Origin of the sequence: Bacillus cereus, assembly GCF_002567495.1 — a bacterium.
Lineage (GTDB): Bacteria > Bacillota > Bacilli > Bacillales > Bacillaceae_G > Bacillus_A > Bacillus_A cereus_AQ.
On record NZ_NVAP01000054.1, the window covers coordinates 1 to 17,848 of the forward strand.

The window sequence follows — 17,848 nt, forward strand, 5'->3', positions numbered from 1 at the left end:
TACAAAGGGTACAGATTATACAGAAGTAACTTTTTTATTATGCTTTTTGTTTGACTTCACTAACTTTCTTTTCAGCTACAATAAAATGTGGTCTACGTTTTGTTTCATAATAAATACGACCGATATATTCCCCGATAACTCCTAGGAATATGAGTTGAATACCACCAATAAATAGTATAGCGGAAATGAGAGTGAAGTAACCAGGAACTTCCACACCACCAAGGATGATTTGAACGAACGTAGTGATTACATATAAAAGTCCAAAAATGGTTGTTAGTAATCCGAGATATATAGATAGACGTAACGGTTTATTATTGAATGAAATTACACCATCAATTCCGTAATTTAATAATTTCGAGAAGGTCCATTTACTTTCTCCATCAGAACGTAATACATTTTCATATTCAATGATTAATTCGTTATAACCGATCCAAGAGAATAAGCCCTTTGAAAATCGGTTGTATTCACTTAAAGATACTAAAGAATCTACTGCTCTTCGACTTAAAAGTCTAAAGTCACCAATACCATCTACTAATTCAATATCTACAAACTTATTCATCACCTTATAGTAAAGACGAGAGACGAAAGAGCGAACGGGTGAATCACCAGTTCTTGTCCTTTTTGCAATGACTTGGTCGTAGCCGTCGTTATATCCTTCTAACAGTTCTTTTATTAACGTAGGAGGGTGTTGTAAGTCAGCATCCATAATAACGATTGCATCGCCTGTAGCATATTTTAAACCTGCTAACATTGCAGCTTCTTTTCCGAAGTTTCGACTAAATGATATATAGTGTACTGACGAATCTGAACTAGCTAAATCACGTAAAATATTTAAAGTATCATCTTTACTACCATCATTAACAAAAACAAATTCATAATCGGTAGTTAATTTATGAATTTCAAGAGAAGTCTCTGAATAAAAGGCACGAAGCACCTTTTCTTCATTGTAGCATGGTACAACGATTGAAAGAGTCATTTTTGACACTCCTTGTTTGTAATGGGTTAAAACAATGTTATGCGTTTTTATATGAAGCTACCCAATTGGATAGCTTCATGATTCATTGAGTGCTCATTATTGCTTTTTAAAAGAAAATTTTCGTCGTGCTTTTGGATTTGTGAAAATTAGTAAAGCTACACAAATAATTAGTGAGATGATTGATATAATCATACCTAATTTGAAGTAAGGTGTAACGTAAGTCATTTCGATTACATGTGAGCCTTTTGTAATGGGAACACCGATAAATGCAGAATTCGCTTTCGTAAATTCCGTTTCTTTTCCATCAACTTTTATAGTCCAACCTTTACTATATGGAACAGATAAATATAGGAGCCCGTCTTTATTTGAGTTAATATCTCCTTTTAAATAATTGTTCTTATAATAAATATTTTCAAGTCTATTTTCAGTTAATTTTTTTGTTTCTTTTTGTACACTTTCATAGTTTACAATATTTGCTTGTAAGTCACCTAATTCATACTCACCTGCCACATCAATAGAGATAGTTAGGTTTTCTGGACGCTCATTGCCTAAATTGTAAACAAATCTTTCTAACGGATACGAGTATGCACCAGCATCGTCACCTTTTCCTATCGTTTTTCCATTAACAGCTGCATTGAATGTACCTGCATTTTTCAATTTTAATTCTATTAGTAGATCACCAGGCGTATTAGGGTAATTGATAGGTACGATCATATTTCCATAGCCATGAACAATTAGTTTGTTTCCTTCTTTTTCCATGTTTTCGAATTTTGCTTTTTCCGTTTTAATAGATACTGCCTTTGATTTAAGATCTTGTTTATTAAAATGGTTTAATGAAAATTCTTTTGTATTATTAACGACAACAGCATGTAATAATAATTGATCACGCTGAGCGAAGTTTAATTTAGAAAACTCTTCTTCACTTATAGCCGAATCATATACATAACCTAACGGTAAAGCATAGTCGTTTTTGTAAATATTATACGGTCCTACTTGCTGTAATAGTTTATATCCATAAGGTACATTCTTTGGATCTGTATCAACACTTAATACGCGATATTTTACACCTAGCATATTTTCAAGTAGTAGTCGACTATCAGCTTGATAAAACATTGAAGGTGTATCGTACATTTGGAATACACCGTATTTATTTTTCATAAAGTCATGGACATAATAATTAACCAAGCTTTGATACGTACTTACGCCATGATATCCTTGTAGCATTGGTGTGTTATATTCGCTATATGGATTAAGGATACGATAAAAATCTTTATCATTTTCTTGTATGTAGCGAATTGCAGCGATTTCTTCTTTATTATCATAACCTGGTTCGTGTAACTTTTCTGTTGAAATCTGGCTCTGTCCGTAAACGGTGCTAAGTATATTATTCGCATACATATAATTCATAGAAATTGTGCTAACGAGTACGTTCAATACAACTAAAAATTGTATGAAAGGTTTAGAAATATAACGCCATAAACATACTGTAATAACAGAAAGAACGACGGTTCCGAGTAAAATGTTATCAACGTCCTGTAAAGGCTTATCAGTTACATTTATATTTGCTTTTCTATAAAATGCATAAATGAATAATCCTATAGATACTAATAAACTTATTAAATAAGGTAATTTGTAGTCTTTCTTATGAACAATCATCCAATCTAAGATGTATGCAATTGTTTGGGCAATGACAAATACAAATAAATAAAACCATCTAGATTGCATTGCTGAAAAACCATTAAATACAGAATATGTATATGGAAGCATAAACAGAATGAACATGAATAACGTAAAGAATACTTTATTTTTAACGAGTTTATCACGTATAAACATTCCAAATACAATTAAGAATAAAATTAAAGCTGGTAAAGCTAGTTGATGATTTTCAGCACTATACATGAAGAAAATATTTTCCATTAAATCTTTATAAAATTTATCTTCAAATAATAGTGGTATCTCAAACTTTTTTGATAGTCGATCGGCACTAAATACGGCATTAACTGATGGGAGGAAGCAAACGGCGGCTAAACCGAGTGATAGTCCGTACAATAAGCCGATTCTAATATAATAAGTTAGAAAAGAGACAATCGTTTTATTTTGTTGTGTCGCAAAGTATTGGAATAATGCATAAATGAATATAAAAATACTTGTGATAAAAGCAAAATAAAAGTTTGATGCTAACATTAAAGTAGCAGCGATTAGGAAAAGTCCGCGCTTCTTTTCAATAATATATTTATCAAGTCCCCATACTACTAATGGTAAAAATACAATGGCATCAGCCATGAAATCCCATAGTAAAGAGTGGCGGATGAAAGTAATACAGCCACCATATATAATAGCAGCAACAAAAGATGAGAATGCTGTTTTATTATGGTAACGTAAAGAGCCATACATGAATAACATAGCTAAAAAGTTTTTTAAAATACTCATGTATAATTTCACGTCATACACTTGCTCAAGACTTAGTTTAGGTAGTAACAGTGTAATCCAGAAAAACGGTGATGTGCTGTAATAATAACTAAACTCTCCAAATAAATCTCCACCTAACCCATAATCAAAAGACCAAAAAAGGTTGCCATCTTTAAAGGCATGTTGCAGAAGAAACGTAAAGAAGCCAAATTGGCGTAACGCATCCCCTGTACCAGAAAAGGCTTGATTAGATGTTAAAAAGAAATAATGAAAAGCAAAAGCACACAATAATAATATTGGCATAATTATTATCGTTTTCTTGGAAAAGAATTTATTATTCGGCTTTATGCTCATAAAAATTGATAATCCTCCTTTAAAAGTTGTTATCATGTAGCAACTAGTTTTTAGGTAGCATATAAAAACACACCAATTTTTAAAGGTGTGTTTTTTAGTTTTAACATGAGAAAATATATATTTTTGTTGAAGCATATATATTTTTACAGGCGTTGAAATTCATAGTTTACATGTAATTTAGTATAAGGCATTTTCAGAAAGTAAGTCAATTTGACCTGGAATATATAGAATTTTTTTACTGAAGAAAAATGGTGGTATATAAAAAAACAAAAAGCTTTTCCATTTTTAAATAGGAAAAGCTTTTTGTTTTTAAGCATGTTTGCGAATGAGCTTTTGTTTTATAAACCCTAAAACGAATCCACGTATTTGAGGGTCAATTAAAACCCCGATTATACCGTATAGTATACCAGTAAGCGTTAAAGCAACTAATGGTGGTAAGTTGATTAATGTAAATCGGTATATACCGTAACTAATAAGAAAGGCTAAGGAATTAAATATAATTCCTTTAACTAATAATTGTATGCCTTTACGAATAAAGAGGGTAAATCCGATTAATAGTGTAATTTCGGTAAGGATAGCTGCCACAGCTGCCCCCATCATTCCATATTTACTACCTAATACAATATAACTTATGATGGCAACAACTAATCCAATAGTCATTGTTGTTGCGCGTTTCCATTGCTGGCCAATTGTTGTTAAATTGTCGGCTAGTGGATAGTTAATTGATTGTAAAATAACCATAAACGCTAAAATAGCAAGAGCGTCACCAGCGGGAGCGTACTTTTCTCCTAATAAACTAACAATCCAGAAACTTGGATCAGCAATAAAGGGGATAGAAATTCCCATTCCTAAAAAAGACATAAGTTTTAATTCAAAACTTGATAATTTTCTATGCTCTTCAATGTTCTTCTCATTACCAAAAGCAAAAAGCCTTGGATAAAAGGCAGCTGCAATTACTCCAGGTATTTGATATAGTACAGCAGGTATTTTAGATGCAGCACCAAAGAATCCAACTTGATTATATGTTGAAACCTTTTCTAATATAATAGGCCCCAATTGTGGTAAGAGCATAATGATGATTCCATTGATTGTGAAAATAAGTAGTTGATCTAAAATACCTTTATCCCAACCCTTATGGACTTTCGTATAGCGTATTGTCATTATAAAGGCGATAACACCTGTTACAAGACTAGATACCCCGTACATAGCAGCAACCATCATAAGTGACCATTGAAAAGACATTCCTAGTAATAAGGCAGCAGCAGCTGTTACACCTTGTAGTACAGAAATAATAGCTGTAAATTGCATACGTTCTGTTACTTGGAAGTAAGCCATTCCGACACCTTGTAAGGTTGCTCCGAACATTGTTGGTAGAACAACCCAATATACCATCGCACGTAAGTAAGCATCGGGATAGAAGAACTGGGCAAAAATGGCGAAGAGTACAGAAATTACGATAGCTAATATTAAACGAATACGTAAATAACTACTTATTAGTACGCTAATATTAGCATCGCTTCTCGTTCCTTCACGCATAAACGTATGTGTCAAACCTGCATCTGTAAAGTAACAAATAACAGCTGAAACTGCTAATGCAGTTGTAAACATACCGTAATCCTCTGGAGAAACATATCTTGCAAAGAGAATTGTTGCAATGGCCAGTACAAAGCGAACAGTAATGTTTCCTACAAAGAGGTAGGATGCGTTTTTTAGAATTTTATTTGTTTTCATGAGAAAGGACCTTTCTATTCTTTAGGACCCGGTTAGCTTGTCCTATTTGTAAATTTGATTTGTTCACAGAAAGAGAGAGTACCGTTATATTTTCGGTTTAAGAAAACAGAAATTTAATTCGTACAAACCAAAGCATTGCATATAGCTTTTTACTACGCTTTCCATTTTTTGAATAGATTTTACGGCAATATTTCTTTATATCTTTTTTGATTAATTGAACTTGTGATTTATCTAATTGAGAGTTTCCCTTAATATATATACAAGCGTTATTGATGACTGTATAAGGGAATAAATAAGTCTCAAGAATTTCAATAAGTGACTGAGAATCTTTTGTAATGAAATCTTGAGATTTATTATGTACCCAGTCCTTCATACGGTTGAATACTTCCAGCTCTTTTGTTGTTTTTAATTCATAATCTTTATATTTAGAAGAAAGATTTCCTTCTGATAAGATTCTATAATATGTTAAGTATTCATCGACATAACATACATTTGTCACACTCATAAGTTTAAATAAAAATTCCAAGTCTTCGCCCCAACTACATCCTGGTGTAAAACGAATGTTATGATCCATTACGATGGATCGTTTGAAAATCCAAGTACTTGTTTGAGCAACAACCTGATGTGTTAGGAATGCTTTTGCCATATCGCCTTTAATAAAGTTTGTTGTATGTTCAACCTTCTCGCCTGTTTCTTCGTAGAAATTCATATAACCACAATAGCACGCGTCCATGTTGTTTTTATGCATACTTTCGACTTGCTTCTCAATTTTAGTTGGATGCCATAAGTCATCACTATCAAGGAAAGCGACATATTCTCCGCTAGCACTTTCGATACCTGTATTACGAGCTACCGAAACACCTTGGTTTTTTTGATGAACGTATTTTACTTGCCCTGGATATTTTTCGGCAAGGTTTTTCACGATAGAAGGTGATTGATCTTTACTTCCATCATCTACAATTACAATTTCAATGTTTTTATATGTTTGATCTAGTATTGACTGCATCGTTTCTTCAATATATTTTTCCGTGTTATACAGAGGTATGACAACAGAAACAAGTTGCTTTTGTTCCATCATAGAATTTTTATCTCCTCAAGTTTTTTATGTCTTGCACCATATATACAAGCCCTTTGAAAGGGAGAAGATTACAAGAACATCTGTATAAGTTTAACGCATATAAACTTTGTAAATCAACTTTCTATTGTTGTACTTTGTATAAAAAGTATTTATTATAGAACGTATTGTGTTGTAAAAATATAGAAAAATATTTTGGAGATTATGTATCTGAAGGGAGAAGATGAGATGTTAGGGCGATTTACTCGCAAATCTAATATAGTCCTTTTAGGGATTATTATGATTGTCGGGTTTGCACTTCGTTTTGCAACTTTACAAACACACGGTGCAGATCTATCTATAGCTAGCGATGATATAGGTTATCAAAAAACGGCAAATATTTTATTGGAAACAGGGATGTTAACATACCATGAACCAGATAAACCAACGATTCATATTATGCCGGGTTTTCCAGCCTTATTAGCAGCTGTATTTTACTTTTTTGGAAATGGCAGTGAAGGTCTTTTTGTAGCCAAATTAATTATTATCCTATTAGGGGTACTTAGTATTTTGCTAACTTATAAGATTGGTACTTATTTATTGAATCCTGCTGCAGGATTAATAGGTGCTTTCTTATTAGCTGTGTATCCTCCAGAGATTGTTATGGAAAATTTAACTTTAACAGAAGGACCGTTTCTATTCCTTTCATTAGGATTAGTATATTGGAGTTTAAAATTAGCTGATACTCATAAAACGAAACATCTTCTGATCGTATTAATTTTCTACTTTTTAGCACTGTACCTCCGCGTACAAATTGCCTTATATCCAATCTTATTATTTGGGTATCTTTTAATGAAACGCTACCCATTCCGGATTATGATGAAGCAGGCGATTATAAGCATAGGAATAGGACTTATCGTACTTGGACCATGGTGGGCCCGCAATTACATTCAATTTGATAAATTTATCCCACTAACTGCTGGGGCAGGGAATCCGTTATTACTTGGAACGTATCAAGGGAAAGGCTACCCAGAAGGTAAGGATATGGGGGAACTTGAAATAGAATTACATGCAAAGTACCCTAATCTTGAAGCGCATGAATTTATGGAATTAGAAGAAAAAATAGCGATTGATAAAATGAAAGAATGGTGGAAAACGGATAAGGAATCTATGATAGAGAGTTATTTAGTCTTGAAACCAGAAATTCTTTGGAAAAAACCGTATTATTCTATAGAGCATAATATTGAAGTGTTCAATGTTTCTGCAAAGGATATGAATGAAATATATAATTTTATTAAGACGATGTTTTTAATATGTACAGTACTTTCATTTATTTTCCTTTTAAAAAGGTGGAGAGAGACTACATTTTTATGGTCAATCCTTTTACTGCAAACAGCTTTAACGTGTTTTTATGTTGCATATGAACGATATGCATTACCGTTAATACCATTCTTATTTATTATAATTGGAGTCGGTACTGTGGCAACGGTTATGAAAATTAGTAAATTATTAATTAGAAAAAAATAGTTTGAAATAAAAAACATCTTAATTTTTTTGAAAAATTAAGATGTTTTTTCGTATATGTTCATATTTAAATAGAAAACTATTCGTTATCAGTTTCAGTTTGCTTAACGTTTAATTTTTGCTTTAATAACGCATAATCTTGCGTTAATGTTACAAGCTGATGATGTAATTTAGAAATTTTTCTTGTTAAGTCAAAAATTAAGATGAAACAGAATAATAGTCCAAATAAGAATAAAACAGATGGAGGATATTCTACGTGTAATAGTTGTCCAATCCAATTTATAATTTTTTCAGTAGAACTTAAAATTGCCATTGAAACACAAACAAAAATCCATAAAATAGCATATTTCGTTTCTAAAGCTCCACGACGAATGGAATTAATAATTAATAAAAATAATAGTAGAATGAAGATAAATGAAAAGGTAATTATAGGCATTTATTATCAACCTTTCACGATTTTTTGCATCAATATAGCAAGACTTACTTTAATCATGTAATATGCAGATTTGAGAGGTGTAATAGAAGATTGTCCCCCTTGGCGTTCTTGCATATTTACGGAGATTTCATTAATGCGTAATTTTTTCTTTTTTAAATGAATAAGGACTTCTGGCTCTGGATAATCTTTTGGATAATTGTATGCAAAAATCTTAATTACTTCTCGATTGATAGCACGATACCCAGAAGTTGGATCCATAAAGGTTTGTTTTGTTAGTACTTTCAATAGAGCAGTAAAATAAAAAATACCAATTCTTCTGGAAATACTCCCTTTATAGGCTGTTTTTTCTGTAAAACGTGAACCTAGTACCATATCGCATTGGTCTTCAGCGATAGGTTTTATAATTTTGTATAAGTCATCAGGATTATGTTGGCCATCAGCATCGAACTGAATCGCAATATCATATCCATTCTCATAAGCGTATTTATAACCAGTTTGTACAGCCGAGCCAATACCTAGATTATAGGGTAAGTTCACAAGGTGAACAGGAAAATCATTTACGATTTGAGCTGTTTTATCATGTGATCCATCGTTAATAACGCAAATGCTTAATTCTGTAAAATGCTGTTTTAGTTTTAATAATCTTGTTAATGTATCCGCAATTGCTTCTTCCTCGTTATAAGCAGGAATAATAATTAACGTTTTTGGTATTGAAATTGGTACCTCAATAGACATTACCGCACCATCCCTTATATACTTAATTATATTATAGTTATTTTTAAACGAACCTTATCTAATATACCATTAATAGCATAGCAAAATAAAGGAAAAACTGGTGGGTTATTTTAGGAGACAAACAGTAAATAAAAGATAAGGGGTGGCATTTTTTATAATAAAAAATACATGCAAGGATGAAAAAACCTGTGCATGTATGAAGTGAAATTATCGTATTACATATTCCATGGCTTACTTAAAGTTAAAACTTCAGCCATCTCCTTGCTTTTTAAACGTCCTTTTTTTCGGTTTTCCGCGCGTTCTGAACCGGTTGTGTGTAACCAATGTTCTTCCTCAGTTTCAGGAAGTACTTGTGGTACAGATGAAGGTTTTCCATCTTTTATTGCTACAAATGTAATAAAGCAAGTAGCAGCAATTCTACGCTCGCCTGCTAATAAATTTTCTGCAATTACTTTTACGAAAACTTCCATTGAAGATTTCCCTGTATAACATACGAATGCTTCATAACAAACAGAATCAGCTTGGTGAATTGGAGTTAAAAAATCAACTGAATCGATAGATGCTGTTACGCAATGTTTACGACTATGTCTTGCAGCCGCAATTGAAGCAATACTATCAATTTCTGCTAATAATTTCCCTCCAAAAAGTGTTTGGTGATTATTTAAATCGTTAGGAAAAACACGTGTTGTCTTAATTGCTTTAGATTCTCGCATGAATTTCTTTTCCATATATTCAGCCCCTATAGTCTGTTTTCAATCAGAATAATATGTGTACGCGGAGTACTCACATTAGATATTTAATGAAGTAAAGTGTATTCCAAAAGAGGATTATTTAAACTTCTGTATTTGTATTCATGTAACTGAAAGAAAATTTATTTTGTCTAAAATGTAGTGTAAAAGAGGATTCGCTTACATTGCAAGTGAAAAAGTAATGACTATGTATTTGTCATAGAAATTTTCTATCAGCCGTGTACCCATTCATGATAGAATCGTTTTGTTATGAATGGAAATAGAGGTGCAATGGACATATGAATCATATACAAACAAATTTTTCATCTTTCTTCAATAAAATTATAATCGGTGCGATGCTCGCATTTTTTGTTTATAGTTGTTGGGCAGCATTTGAGACAAGTAAGCAATTTTTTGGAGGAAGTACAACAAGTGTAACAATCATATTGGCAATTTTCGTCATACTCATTTTGTTAGTGGCATCAATACTACAATATCGTTTTACAGATAAACAATTTCTTATTTTTCTTATAAGTATATCTATAGTTGTGAGACTTAGTATGCTTTTATTTGTAGATGCTCCAATAATTGGTGATATGAAAGTGATGTATGAGTCTGCAAAGCAGATTGCAATTGGTAATAATATAGGGACTGTAACTCATTTGCCTTTTATTATATATGAGTCAGTAATTATTCGTATATTTGGTGATACAATATTCGCTTTACAACTATTTAATGTGTTATTTTGCGCAGGAACTGTATTTTTTATTTATCGTATTGCGGCAATGGTTTTTGGAGAAGAATGCGGTCGTATTGCTTCTATATTTTATGCTCTGTATATTCCAAATATATTTATGAGTTCCGTATTAACTCCTGAGTCACTTGCAATATTTTTATTTTATTTTGCTTGTTACATACTTTTATATAAAGGATTAGATCATCCTTATATGTGGGTGTTTTCAGCGATTTTATTTGCATTTAGTAATATGATTTTCCCAATGGGATTATTTCTTCCTATTTTTATCGCTGTATATGTATTATTAATTGAAGTGTTTCAATCAGCAACGAAACAAAAGGTGTTACTAAAGATGATAGGGATACTTATTCTATTTTATAGTGTTCATTTTGGTGTGAATTATGGAATTAAGACAATGGGAATGTCACAATATACGATTTCGAATGAGGCGTATGTTCAATCGGTCTTAATTGGCAAAACACAACATGAGGAAAAAATGCCGAAAAATCAAAGTGTAACAGAGCATATTGGTCAAAAGTTAAAAGAGATTGAGGGAGAAAGGTTTAAACTTTTAGAACCGATGATAAATCAGTTTTCAGATGAGGGGATAAATTCTATTCTTTTCAAATGTGAAAAACTGATATATATAGCCGTAACATTGTTTATGGCCATAGCTCTATTACACTTCCTTATTAAGAAACAACAAAATGAGGGATATATGTTGTTCTTGTTTTTAATTAGTGGCTACGTATTGTTAAGACTCTTCCAAGTAGATGTGGCGTATTACAATATAATTATGCCAGCACTGTTTATTTTGCAGAGCTTTGGTGTTTATATGAGTTATATGTATTGTCAAAAAATATTTTTCAGAAAATAAAAAGAATCCATTCTGGATTCTTTTTTTGATGGAATATGAAATTTAGTAGTCAGTGCAGATAGAGAGTACGCCTGACCTGAATTTTATCCCGCTATTTGCCGGGCAGTAAGACCCCCACCCAAAAATTCAGCGAAAACAAAGAAGTTAGGTGGGGGGGCGGGCTGCCCGTAAAAGCCCGATTGGTGAGGTCTGATTAAAGTTTCACTTTATCTTATCGGTTTAGTTCTAGTTGTAAATTATCGGCTGTTAGGGCCATTTTTGAGGAATCATCTTGAATCCCTTTCATTACTTGTGAAATAGCTTGTAGCTCATGTTCAATTTTTTTATTCTGTTCTTTTGAGTTAGACATATCTTTTACAATTTCTTGGAAGTATTGATCTGTGGCCGACATACTATCTGTTCCTTCTGATACGAGAGAACTAATTTGTTTCACGGAAGACGAGACACGGGTAATTTGCTCATTTGTTTTTTCAACGAGCTTTGTAACGTTAAATATAGATTCCTTCGTTTGCTCTGATAATTTTCGGATTTCACCAGCAACAACAGAAAAACCTTTACCAAATTCTCCAGCACGTGCAGACTCAATAGCAGCATTTAATGCGAGTAAATTTGTTTGCTCCGCAATCGATTTAACGATATCTATGATTTCATTAATTTTGTTGGAAATATCGAGAAGTTCATGAGTATCTGTAATAATCGTTTCCATATTCATTTGAATAGATCCCATTCGTTTGTTTTGTTGGTTTAATTGTTCTTTCCCTTTATTCGCTTTTTCTTCAGATGTTGTAGCTAATGATGTACCTGTTTTAGCGATTTCTACAATAGTTTCAGATTTAGCGGTTAGTTTTTGAATAGAAGAACTTGTTTTTTCAGATACGGCAGCTAGTTCTGTTGCAATATGCGTAATTGTCATAGCAGTTAGTTCTTTTTCTTTCTCGTGCCCTTTTTGTATTCTTTCATATTCAGATTCATAAGCTGCAAGAACAAGTTCTTGTTCAAGAGTGAATAATTTATTTATGACATTTATAGAATAGGAAAAATCATCGATTGTTGTTATTTTTGTTTGCAAAATCTTAATGATAGAGCGGAATAATTCTTGATAAGCAGCAGTATACCATTTTCGATGTAAACCAATTTGTACATGTCTTTTGGCAATCCTAACACGCTGTTCAATAAAATCTTCATGCATATTGCCGCTGAATAATTCTTTAATGTGTGTTTTTAAAGTTTGTTTTAATTTTGGAATAGAGCTGTAACGTTCAATAATAGTAATTAAATTAGGTTGTTTTGTAATGTTGGCATAGAATTTTTCAGTAATCCAATCTATTTCTGCATAAATAAAAGGCTGTAGTACTTTGACAACTTGTAAATCTTCTTTTGAAATATGTAGCATATCCATTTGGATTTTTAGTTCAGAATTAGTAGGGACATTAAAAGTTATTTGTTGGTCCTTACTTAATTCAAGTATACTGGCGTTTGTTTTATTAATATTTTTTTTGAAAACCCCAAGCATCATTCTTCCCCCTGTTTATAAAACGTTTTCAATTTTAAAACTAATATAGAGTAATTACTCTATATTAGTTTGTAGAATAGTATATAAATTAAGAGAATTCTAGATAGAATTCTCTTAATGGCCTTTATTAATTTTAGCATGTGTTTTAAAGAAAACAGGGAAATGCACATTATATATTACAGTGACGACACGAATAACGAATGTTACTAATAAACAAACATAGAAAGCTAATACGTGCGCCCCCATTGCATGTGTGATTAGGAAGCTAATTGCTCCTAAGATAGAAGCGATTGCGTAGATCTCTTTTCGGAATACGTAAGGGATATCTTGAGCACAAATGTCACGCAAAATACCGCCTCCAATACCTGTAATGACTCCCATTGAAACAACTAGAAATGAGGCGTCAACATGATGTGACATTGCCGCATTTGCACCAATAGCTGTAAAAACGCCTAAGCCTACAGCATCAGAAAGCATAATAACGACTTGAAGTTTATTGATGCGCTCAAAAAACATACAAGTAAATAATGCTGATAATACACTTACGAAAAAGTAAATGGGCTTTACAAATGCGACAGGGGGCAGGTTACCAATCATAATATCACGAATAATACCGCCGCCGAGCGCAGTAGCTACAGCTAAACAAAGGACACCAAATAAATCTAAATCTTTTTTTAAACCAACTAATGTACCAGAAATGGCAGCGGCGATAATGCCAAGAAACGTAAATATATCGATTAATAACATGGCCTTAATCCCTTCCTCTTAAAGATGTTCCAGAGAAAAAATATACACTAAAGTATTGGAAATAACAATTACTTTTCGTTACATGTAGAAAAACGGATGAAATACATAAAGAAAGCGTTTGAAAATGTTTGGAAAGTAGCCATAAATTAATTTGAAAAAGATATGAAAAGATTAATTTCACATTTTTTGATGTTACCTATTTGGTAAAATGTTACAATAGTAGGTGCGTTGGTTTATATTTGTATAAAATGATAAAAAAATATGTATATACTGACAAAAATAAGGGGATGGTTGTTAGATAGCTTTTGTAAAAATAGGGGAGTATAGCTAAAGGACAGTAATTTCTATTACTGATTAATACTTGTCCTGGCTAGTTTTAGCTGGAAAAATAGTTCTAGATTTGAATATGAGTTATGTTATAATTGCTAGGTGTGTTTGAACGATAAAAAATTATGATTAAAAGATAATGTTAAGATTTTGTATGGAGGTCTTGGAATGTTAGCAAATCAAGCTAGGGTTAGATTTGAGCATTTTTTGCTCTTTTTTATTATTTTACAGCCTGTTTTAGATTTATTAACGTCTCTTAGCATCACTTTATTAAAATCAAATGCTACCGTTGGAATTTTAGTGAGATTCCTTATTATGGCTGTTGGTGGTATTTACATTTTAATTCAGGCAAAAGAGAAGGAAAATAGAAAGTTTTTAATTTATCTTATATTATTAGCTGGAGTTTTAGGAATAGGATTTATTAATAACAAAGTAGTTAAAAATCCTATTGTACTTAGTGAAGAAGTTAAATTCGTTGCGAAAGCATTATATATATATATTATGCTGGGATCATACATTTTAGCTTTAAAATCATTGAAAAAGACAGTTAATATTAGTGATAAGGTTCGAAATAGTATTGTATATTCTACATTAATCATTAACGCAATTATGGTTATTTCTATTTCAACATCTACTGATTTTGGTAGTTATGAATGGATGAAGGTTGGTTCTCGAGGTTGGTTCTATGCAGGGAATGAACTAGGTTCAATCTTAGCTATTATTTTCCCTATTGTGGTACTATATTCTATTCAAAAAACAAAGAGCTGGAAACACATTTTATATTGGATTCCATCACTTTTAATGATTTACTCATTAATTCAAGTTGGTACAAAAGTAGGAATGGGCTCAATTGGTGCTACGTTAGCAGCAGCAATCGGGATCATTGTACTACAATTATTATTTAATAGAAAAAATCCGAACAAAAAATCTCTTGCGCTTAACGCAGTAATTGCTGTTGTCCTATTAGCTGGTGTAGTTGGAACGTTTAAACAAACGCCATTAGCGCAAAATATGGGTATTCACAATAATTATTTATCAGAGCAAAATGTGGCACAACAAGGTCAAAAAGAACAAGAAATTAAAGAGAAGCTGAAAAAAGAGCAAGAACTTAAAGCAAAAGAAGAAAATCATCATAAAGTTGAAAAGCCAGAAGAAAAGGCGAAGATAGAAGAGGAAGTTAAGAAAGAGCTTGAGAAAGAACAAAAGAAAGAAAATCAAGAAAATCTTATCTTCAGCGGACGTCAAGTATATGAAGAAAGACATAAGCAGTTCTTTAAAGAAGCGCCATTGTCACAAAAATTACTAGGAATGGGCTATGCAGGTAACTTTAAATATAATGAACAAAAGCAGCCAGATCCAAAGCTAATCGAAATGGACTTCCATGATTGGTTTTATGATTTTGGAATTATTGGTTTTGCATTATTAATGATTCCATTTATTTATTACGGGCTAAGAATCCTACTAGCATTTGCTACGAGATTTAAGGACATATTTAATATAAAATATGGAATGATTGCAGCAAGCTTATTGTTAGCATTAGGTATTGCTTATATTGCAGGACATATTTTAACAGCACCAGGAGTTGGGATTTACTTTGTAGTGGTGTTAGCTTATCTAATAGTAGACCTAGAAATTGAATGATAAAAATAAAAGCTAACTTTTGTTAGCTTTTATTTTTTAGTACAGTAAAATAAAAATAGATGGAAACGTAGCGAGGATTTAAAGGAGGAAAAAATATGAGAATATTGCATATGAATGCAGGAGCAGAAGATGGGGGAGGGAAAACACATATTATTTCACTTCTCGATCAGTTTCCAACTGGTGAAGTAGAATTAGCAGTATTTGAAGATGGAATTGTTGCGAAGGAAGCAAGGGAGTTAGGGATAAAAGTCCATGTGTTTTCACAAAAATCGCGCTATGATTTATCCATTTTAAAGAATATAAGTGAATTTATTAATAACGAAAAATTTGATGTAGTCCATACACATGGTCCTAGGGCTAATTTCTATGTTTCTCTAATGAAAAAGAGAATAAATGCAAAATGGGTAACGACTATTCATAGTGATCCATTTCAAGACTTTACTAAACAAGGCTTAAAAGGTTGGATTTTTACGAAATTAAATTTGAAAGCCTTAAAAAATATAGATTTATTTTTTGTTGTAACAAATAGATTGAAAAAAAGCTTGGCAGCATTAGGTATTTCAAATGAAAAGATGCATGTTATTTATAATGGAATTGAATACGATAAGGAAAAAGCAGAAGGCTATAATAAAAAAGAAATGTTCAATATTGATGAAGATGTATTTACAGCAATCCAAGTAGCACGATTACATCCTGTCAAAGGACATGAAGTTTTATTCGATGCGTTACAACAAACAAAATTAGAGAAAATTAAAGTATTATTAGTTGGCGATGGCCCGTTAGAAGAAAATCTAAAGTCATTAGCTACTGAAAAAGGGATTAACGATAAAGTTGAGTTTTTAGGACATCGTCAAGATGTAAAACAATTATTTGCGTCGTCACATGTAAATTTATTAACCTCCCATAGTGAAGGGTTCCCACTAGTTTTATTAGAAGCGGCAAATCAACGCGTACCATCAATTGTGACTAGGGCTGGAGAAATTGAGCCATTAATCGTAGATGAAACTTACGGATGGATTGTGCCAACAGGTGATGGAAAGGCATTAGCCTTAGCTTTAGAAGAGGCGTATGATAAGTGGAAGACCGGAGAGTTAGCAGCAATGGGTAAACATATTTATGAGCATGCTACTATGGACTTCTCACTTCAAAAACTATATGACGATACAAAAGAAACATATAAGCAATTAATAGCGAAAAACCTGTAATGATAGAGGGGATAGTTAATTATGGCAGTACAAACAGTTGATATTCTAGGCGTTCCTTTCTCTACAATGACAATGGATGAAACGGTTCAGTATTTAAAAGAACAACTAGAAGCGGAGCAAAATCATACGTTTCAGGTAGTAACAGCAAATCCTGAAATTGTTATGTGCGCAAAAAAGGATGAAAAGTTCTATCAAACATTATTGAATACAGATTTAATTACACCTGATGGTATTGGGGTTGTAAAGGCAAGCGGTATGCTTGGTACACCTTTAAAAGAACGTGTAGCAGGTTTTGATTTAATGTGTAATTTACTTGCGAAGTTATCAGAAGAGAATAAACCAGTATCTGTTTTCTTATTAGGTGCAAAGCCGCATGTTGTACAAGCTGCAGCAGATCATTTAACAAAGACATATTCAGCTGTATCCATCGTGGGGACACAAGATGGTTATTTTAAACAAGAAGATGAAGAGGATATTATTTCTCGCATTCAAGAAGCAAAACCAGATTTATTATTTGTTGCACTTGGTTTTCCAAGACAAGAGAACTTTATCCAAAACAATAGACATCGTTTAGAAACGAAAATGGCTGTTGGAGTAGGCGGAAGTTTAGACGTATGGGCTGGAGAAGTAAAACGTGCACCAAAATGGATTCAAGCGATTCATTTAGAGTGGTTTTATAGATTATGCAGTAATCCAACACGCTGGCGTCGTCAGTTAGTACTAGCGGAATTTTTAAAAGAGGTAATGCGTTCGAAAAAGTAGCGAAATATCGCTACTTTTTTTATTTGTCTATTTTTGATAAATTGAAACTTTAATCAGTGGGGGCATTCCCCATTGATTATCAGCCCTCACCAG

The 17,848-nt window shown here is 32.4% G+C and carries 14 protein-coding genes and 1 pseudogene; 5 read left to right on the forward strand and 10 right to left on the reverse strand.

Annotated elements, in window-relative coordinates:
* Positions 1-37: 37 nt before the first annotated feature.
* The 4 genes from COK05_RS25510 to COK05_RS25525 all read right to left on the reverse strand — a co-directional run bounded on the left by COK05_RS25510 (position 38) and on the right by COK05_RS25525 (position 6,548).
* Positions 38-976: a glycosyltransferase family 2 protein gene (locus tag COK05_RS25510; RefSeq protein WP_000175828.1), complete on the reverse strand. Its 939-nt coding sequence runs from the start codon at positions 974-976 to the stop codon at positions 38-40.
* Between the two features lie 96 nt (positions 977-1,072).
* Positions 1,073-3,739 carry a YfhO family protein gene (locus tag COK05_RS25515; RefSeq protein ID WP_098614778.1) on the reverse strand — a complete coding sequence of 889 codons (2,667 nt, stop codon included), beginning with the start codon at positions 3,737-3,739 and terminating at the stop codon, positions 1,073-1,075.
* 309 nt (positions 3,740-4,048) lie between these two features.
* The gene (locus COK05_RS25520; RefSeq protein ID WP_098614779.1) at positions 4,049-5,470 is read right to left on the reverse strand and encodes a flippase; all 1,422 of its coding nucleotides are present in this window, start codon (positions 5,468-5,470) and stop codon (positions 4,049-4,051) included.
* 97 nt (positions 5,471-5,567) lie between these two features.
* Positions 5,568-6,548, reverse strand: a complete 981-nt coding sequence (locus COK05_RS25525) for a glycosyltransferase family 2 protein (protein ID WP_098614780.1) — start codon at positions 6,546-6,548, stop codon at positions 5,568-5,570.
* A gap of 225 nt (positions 6,549-6,773) precedes the next feature.
* On the opposite strand from COK05_RS25525, the gene COK05_RS25530 reads away from it, so the two are divergent.
* Positions 6,774-8,051, forward strand: a complete 1,278-nt coding sequence (locus tag COK05_RS25530; protein ID WP_141539255.1) for a glycosyltransferase family 39 protein — start codon at positions 6,774-6,776, stop codon at positions 8,049-8,051.
* A gap of 76 nt (positions 8,052-8,127) precedes the next feature.
* Here COK05_RS25530 and COK05_RS25535 read toward each other — a convergent pair whose 3' ends face one another.
* The 3 genes from COK05_RS25535 to COK05_RS25545 form a co-directional block, all read right to left on the reverse strand.
* Positions 8,128-8,484: a DUF2304 domain-containing protein gene (locus COK05_RS25535; protein ID WP_098614781.1), complete on the reverse strand. Its 357-nt coding sequence runs from the start codon at positions 8,482-8,484 to the stop codon at positions 8,128-8,130.
* A gap of 6 nt (positions 8,485-8,490) precedes the next feature.
* On the reverse strand, positions 8,491-9,219 hold the full coding sequence (locus COK05_RS25540; RefSeq protein ID WP_098614782.1) for a glycosyltransferase family 2 protein: 729 nt from the start codon (positions 9,217-9,219) through the stop codon (positions 8,491-8,493).
* A gap of 215 nt (positions 9,220-9,434) precedes the next feature.
* Entirely contained in the window at positions 9,435-9,947 is a 513-nt protein-coding gene (locus COK05_RS25545; RefSeq protein WP_098614783.1) for an acyl-CoA thioesterase, read from the reverse strand.
* Between the two features lie 299 nt (positions 9,948-10,246).
* On the opposite strand from COK05_RS25545, the gene COK05_RS25550 reads away from it, so the two are divergent.
* Positions 10,247-11,560, forward strand: coding sequence for an ArnT family glycosyltransferase (locus COK05_RS25550; RefSeq protein WP_098614784.1), 1,314 nt, complete (start codon positions 10,247-10,249; stop codon positions 11,558-11,560).
* Between the two features lie 211 nt (positions 11,561-11,771).
* Here the strand turns inward: COK05_RS25550 and COK05_RS32235 are convergent, their stop codons facing one another.
* The 3 genes and pseudogenes from COK05_RS32235 to COK05_RS25560 form a co-directional block, all read right to left on the reverse strand.
* Positions 11,772-12,473 carry a methyl-accepting chemotaxis protein gene (locus COK05_RS32235; protein WP_373605410.1) on the reverse strand — a complete coding sequence of 234 codons (702 nt, stop codon included), beginning with the start codon at positions 12,471-12,473 and terminating at the stop codon, positions 11,772-11,774.
* 54 nt (positions 12,474-12,527) lie between these two features.
* Positions 12,528-13,076: pseudogene (locus COK05_RS32240) on the reverse strand (protoglobin family protein); the annotation flags it as partial.
* 111 nt (positions 13,077-13,187) lie between these two features.
* Complete coding sequence (locus tag COK05_RS25560) at positions 13,188-13,820, reverse strand: trimeric intracellular cation channel family protein (protein ID WP_000924371.1); 633 nt, start codon at positions 13,818-13,820, stop codon at positions 13,188-13,190.
* Between the two features lie 495 nt (positions 13,821-14,315).
* Here COK05_RS25560 and COK05_RS25565 point away from each other — a divergent pair, with 495 nt between their 5' ends.
* From COK05_RS25565 to COK05_RS25575, 3 genes are all read left to right on the forward strand, one after another.
* Positions 14,316-15,788, forward strand: a complete 1,473-nt coding sequence (locus COK05_RS25565; protein ID WP_098614786.1) for an O-antigen ligase family protein — start codon at positions 14,316-14,318, stop codon at positions 15,786-15,788.
* Between the two features lie 95 nt (positions 15,789-15,883).
* Positions 15,884-16,993 carry a glycosyltransferase family 4 protein gene (locus COK05_RS25570; protein WP_098614787.1) on the forward strand — a complete coding sequence of 370 codons (1,110 nt, stop codon included), beginning with the start codon at positions 15,884-15,886 and terminating at the stop codon, positions 16,991-16,993.
* A gap of 21 nt (positions 16,994-17,014) precedes the next feature.
* Positions 17,015-17,755: a WecB/TagA/CpsF family glycosyltransferase gene (locus tag COK05_RS25575; RefSeq protein ID WP_098614788.1), complete on the forward strand. Its 741-nt coding sequence runs from the start codon at positions 17,015-17,017 to the stop codon at positions 17,753-17,755.
* Positions 17,756-17,848 lie beyond the last annotated feature (93 nt).

Excerpts from the sequence above, each read along its gene's own strand:
- COK05_RS25565 (WP_098614786.1), top strand. The coding sequence starts at position 14,316 with ATGTTAGCAAATCAAGCTAGGGTTAGATTTGAGCATTTTTTGCTCTTT.
- COK05_RS25535 (WP_098614781.1), bottom strand. The coding sequence starts at position 8,484 with ATGCCTATAATTACCTTTTCATTTATCTTCATTCTACTATTATTTTTA.
- COK05_RS25515 (WP_098614778.1), bottom strand. The coding sequence starts at position 3,739 with ATGAGCATAAAGCCGAATAATAAATTCTTTTCCAAGAAAACGATAATA.
- COK05_RS32235 (WP_373605410.1), bottom strand. The coding sequence starts at position 12,473 with ATGACAATTACGCATATTGCAACAGAACTAGCTGCCGTATCTGAAAAA.
- COK05_RS25530 (WP_141539255.1), top strand. The coding sequence starts at position 6,774 with ATGTTAGGGCGATTTACTCGCAAATCTAATATAGTCCTTTTAGGGATT.
- COK05_RS25520 (WP_098614779.1), bottom strand. The coding sequence starts at position 5,470 with ATGAAAACAAATAAAATTCTAAAAAACGCATCCTACCTCTTTGTAGGA.
- COK05_RS25550 (WP_098614784.1), top strand. The coding sequence starts at position 10,247 with ATGAATCATATACAAACAAATTTTTCATCTTTCTTCAATAAAATTATA.
- COK05_RS25570 (WP_098614787.1), top strand. The coding sequence starts at position 15,884 with ATGAGAATATTGCATATGAATGCAGGAGCAGAAGATGGGGGAGGGAAA.
- COK05_RS25560 (WP_000924371.1), bottom strand. The coding sequence starts at position 13,820 with ATGTTATTAATCGATATATTTACGTTTCTTGGCATTATCGCCGCTGCC.
- COK05_RS25575 (WP_098614788.1), top strand. The coding sequence starts at position 17,015 with ATGGCAGTACAAACAGTTGATATTCTAGGCGTTCCTTTCTCTACAATG.
- COK05_RS25540 (WP_098614782.1), bottom strand. The coding sequence starts at position 9,219 with ATGTCTATTGAGGTACCAATTTCAATACCAAAAACGTTAATTATTATT.
- COK05_RS25545 (WP_098614783.1), bottom strand. The coding sequence starts at position 9,947 with ATGGAAAAGAAATTCATGCGAGAATCTAAAGCAATTAAGACAACACGT.
- COK05_RS25525 (WP_098614780.1), bottom strand. The coding sequence starts at position 6,548 with ATGATGGAACAAAAGCAACTTGTTTCTGTTGTCATACCTCTGTATAAC.
- COK05_RS25510 (WP_000175828.1), bottom strand. The coding sequence starts at position 976 with ATGACTCTTTCAATCGTTGTACCATGCTACAATGAAGAAAAGGTGCTT.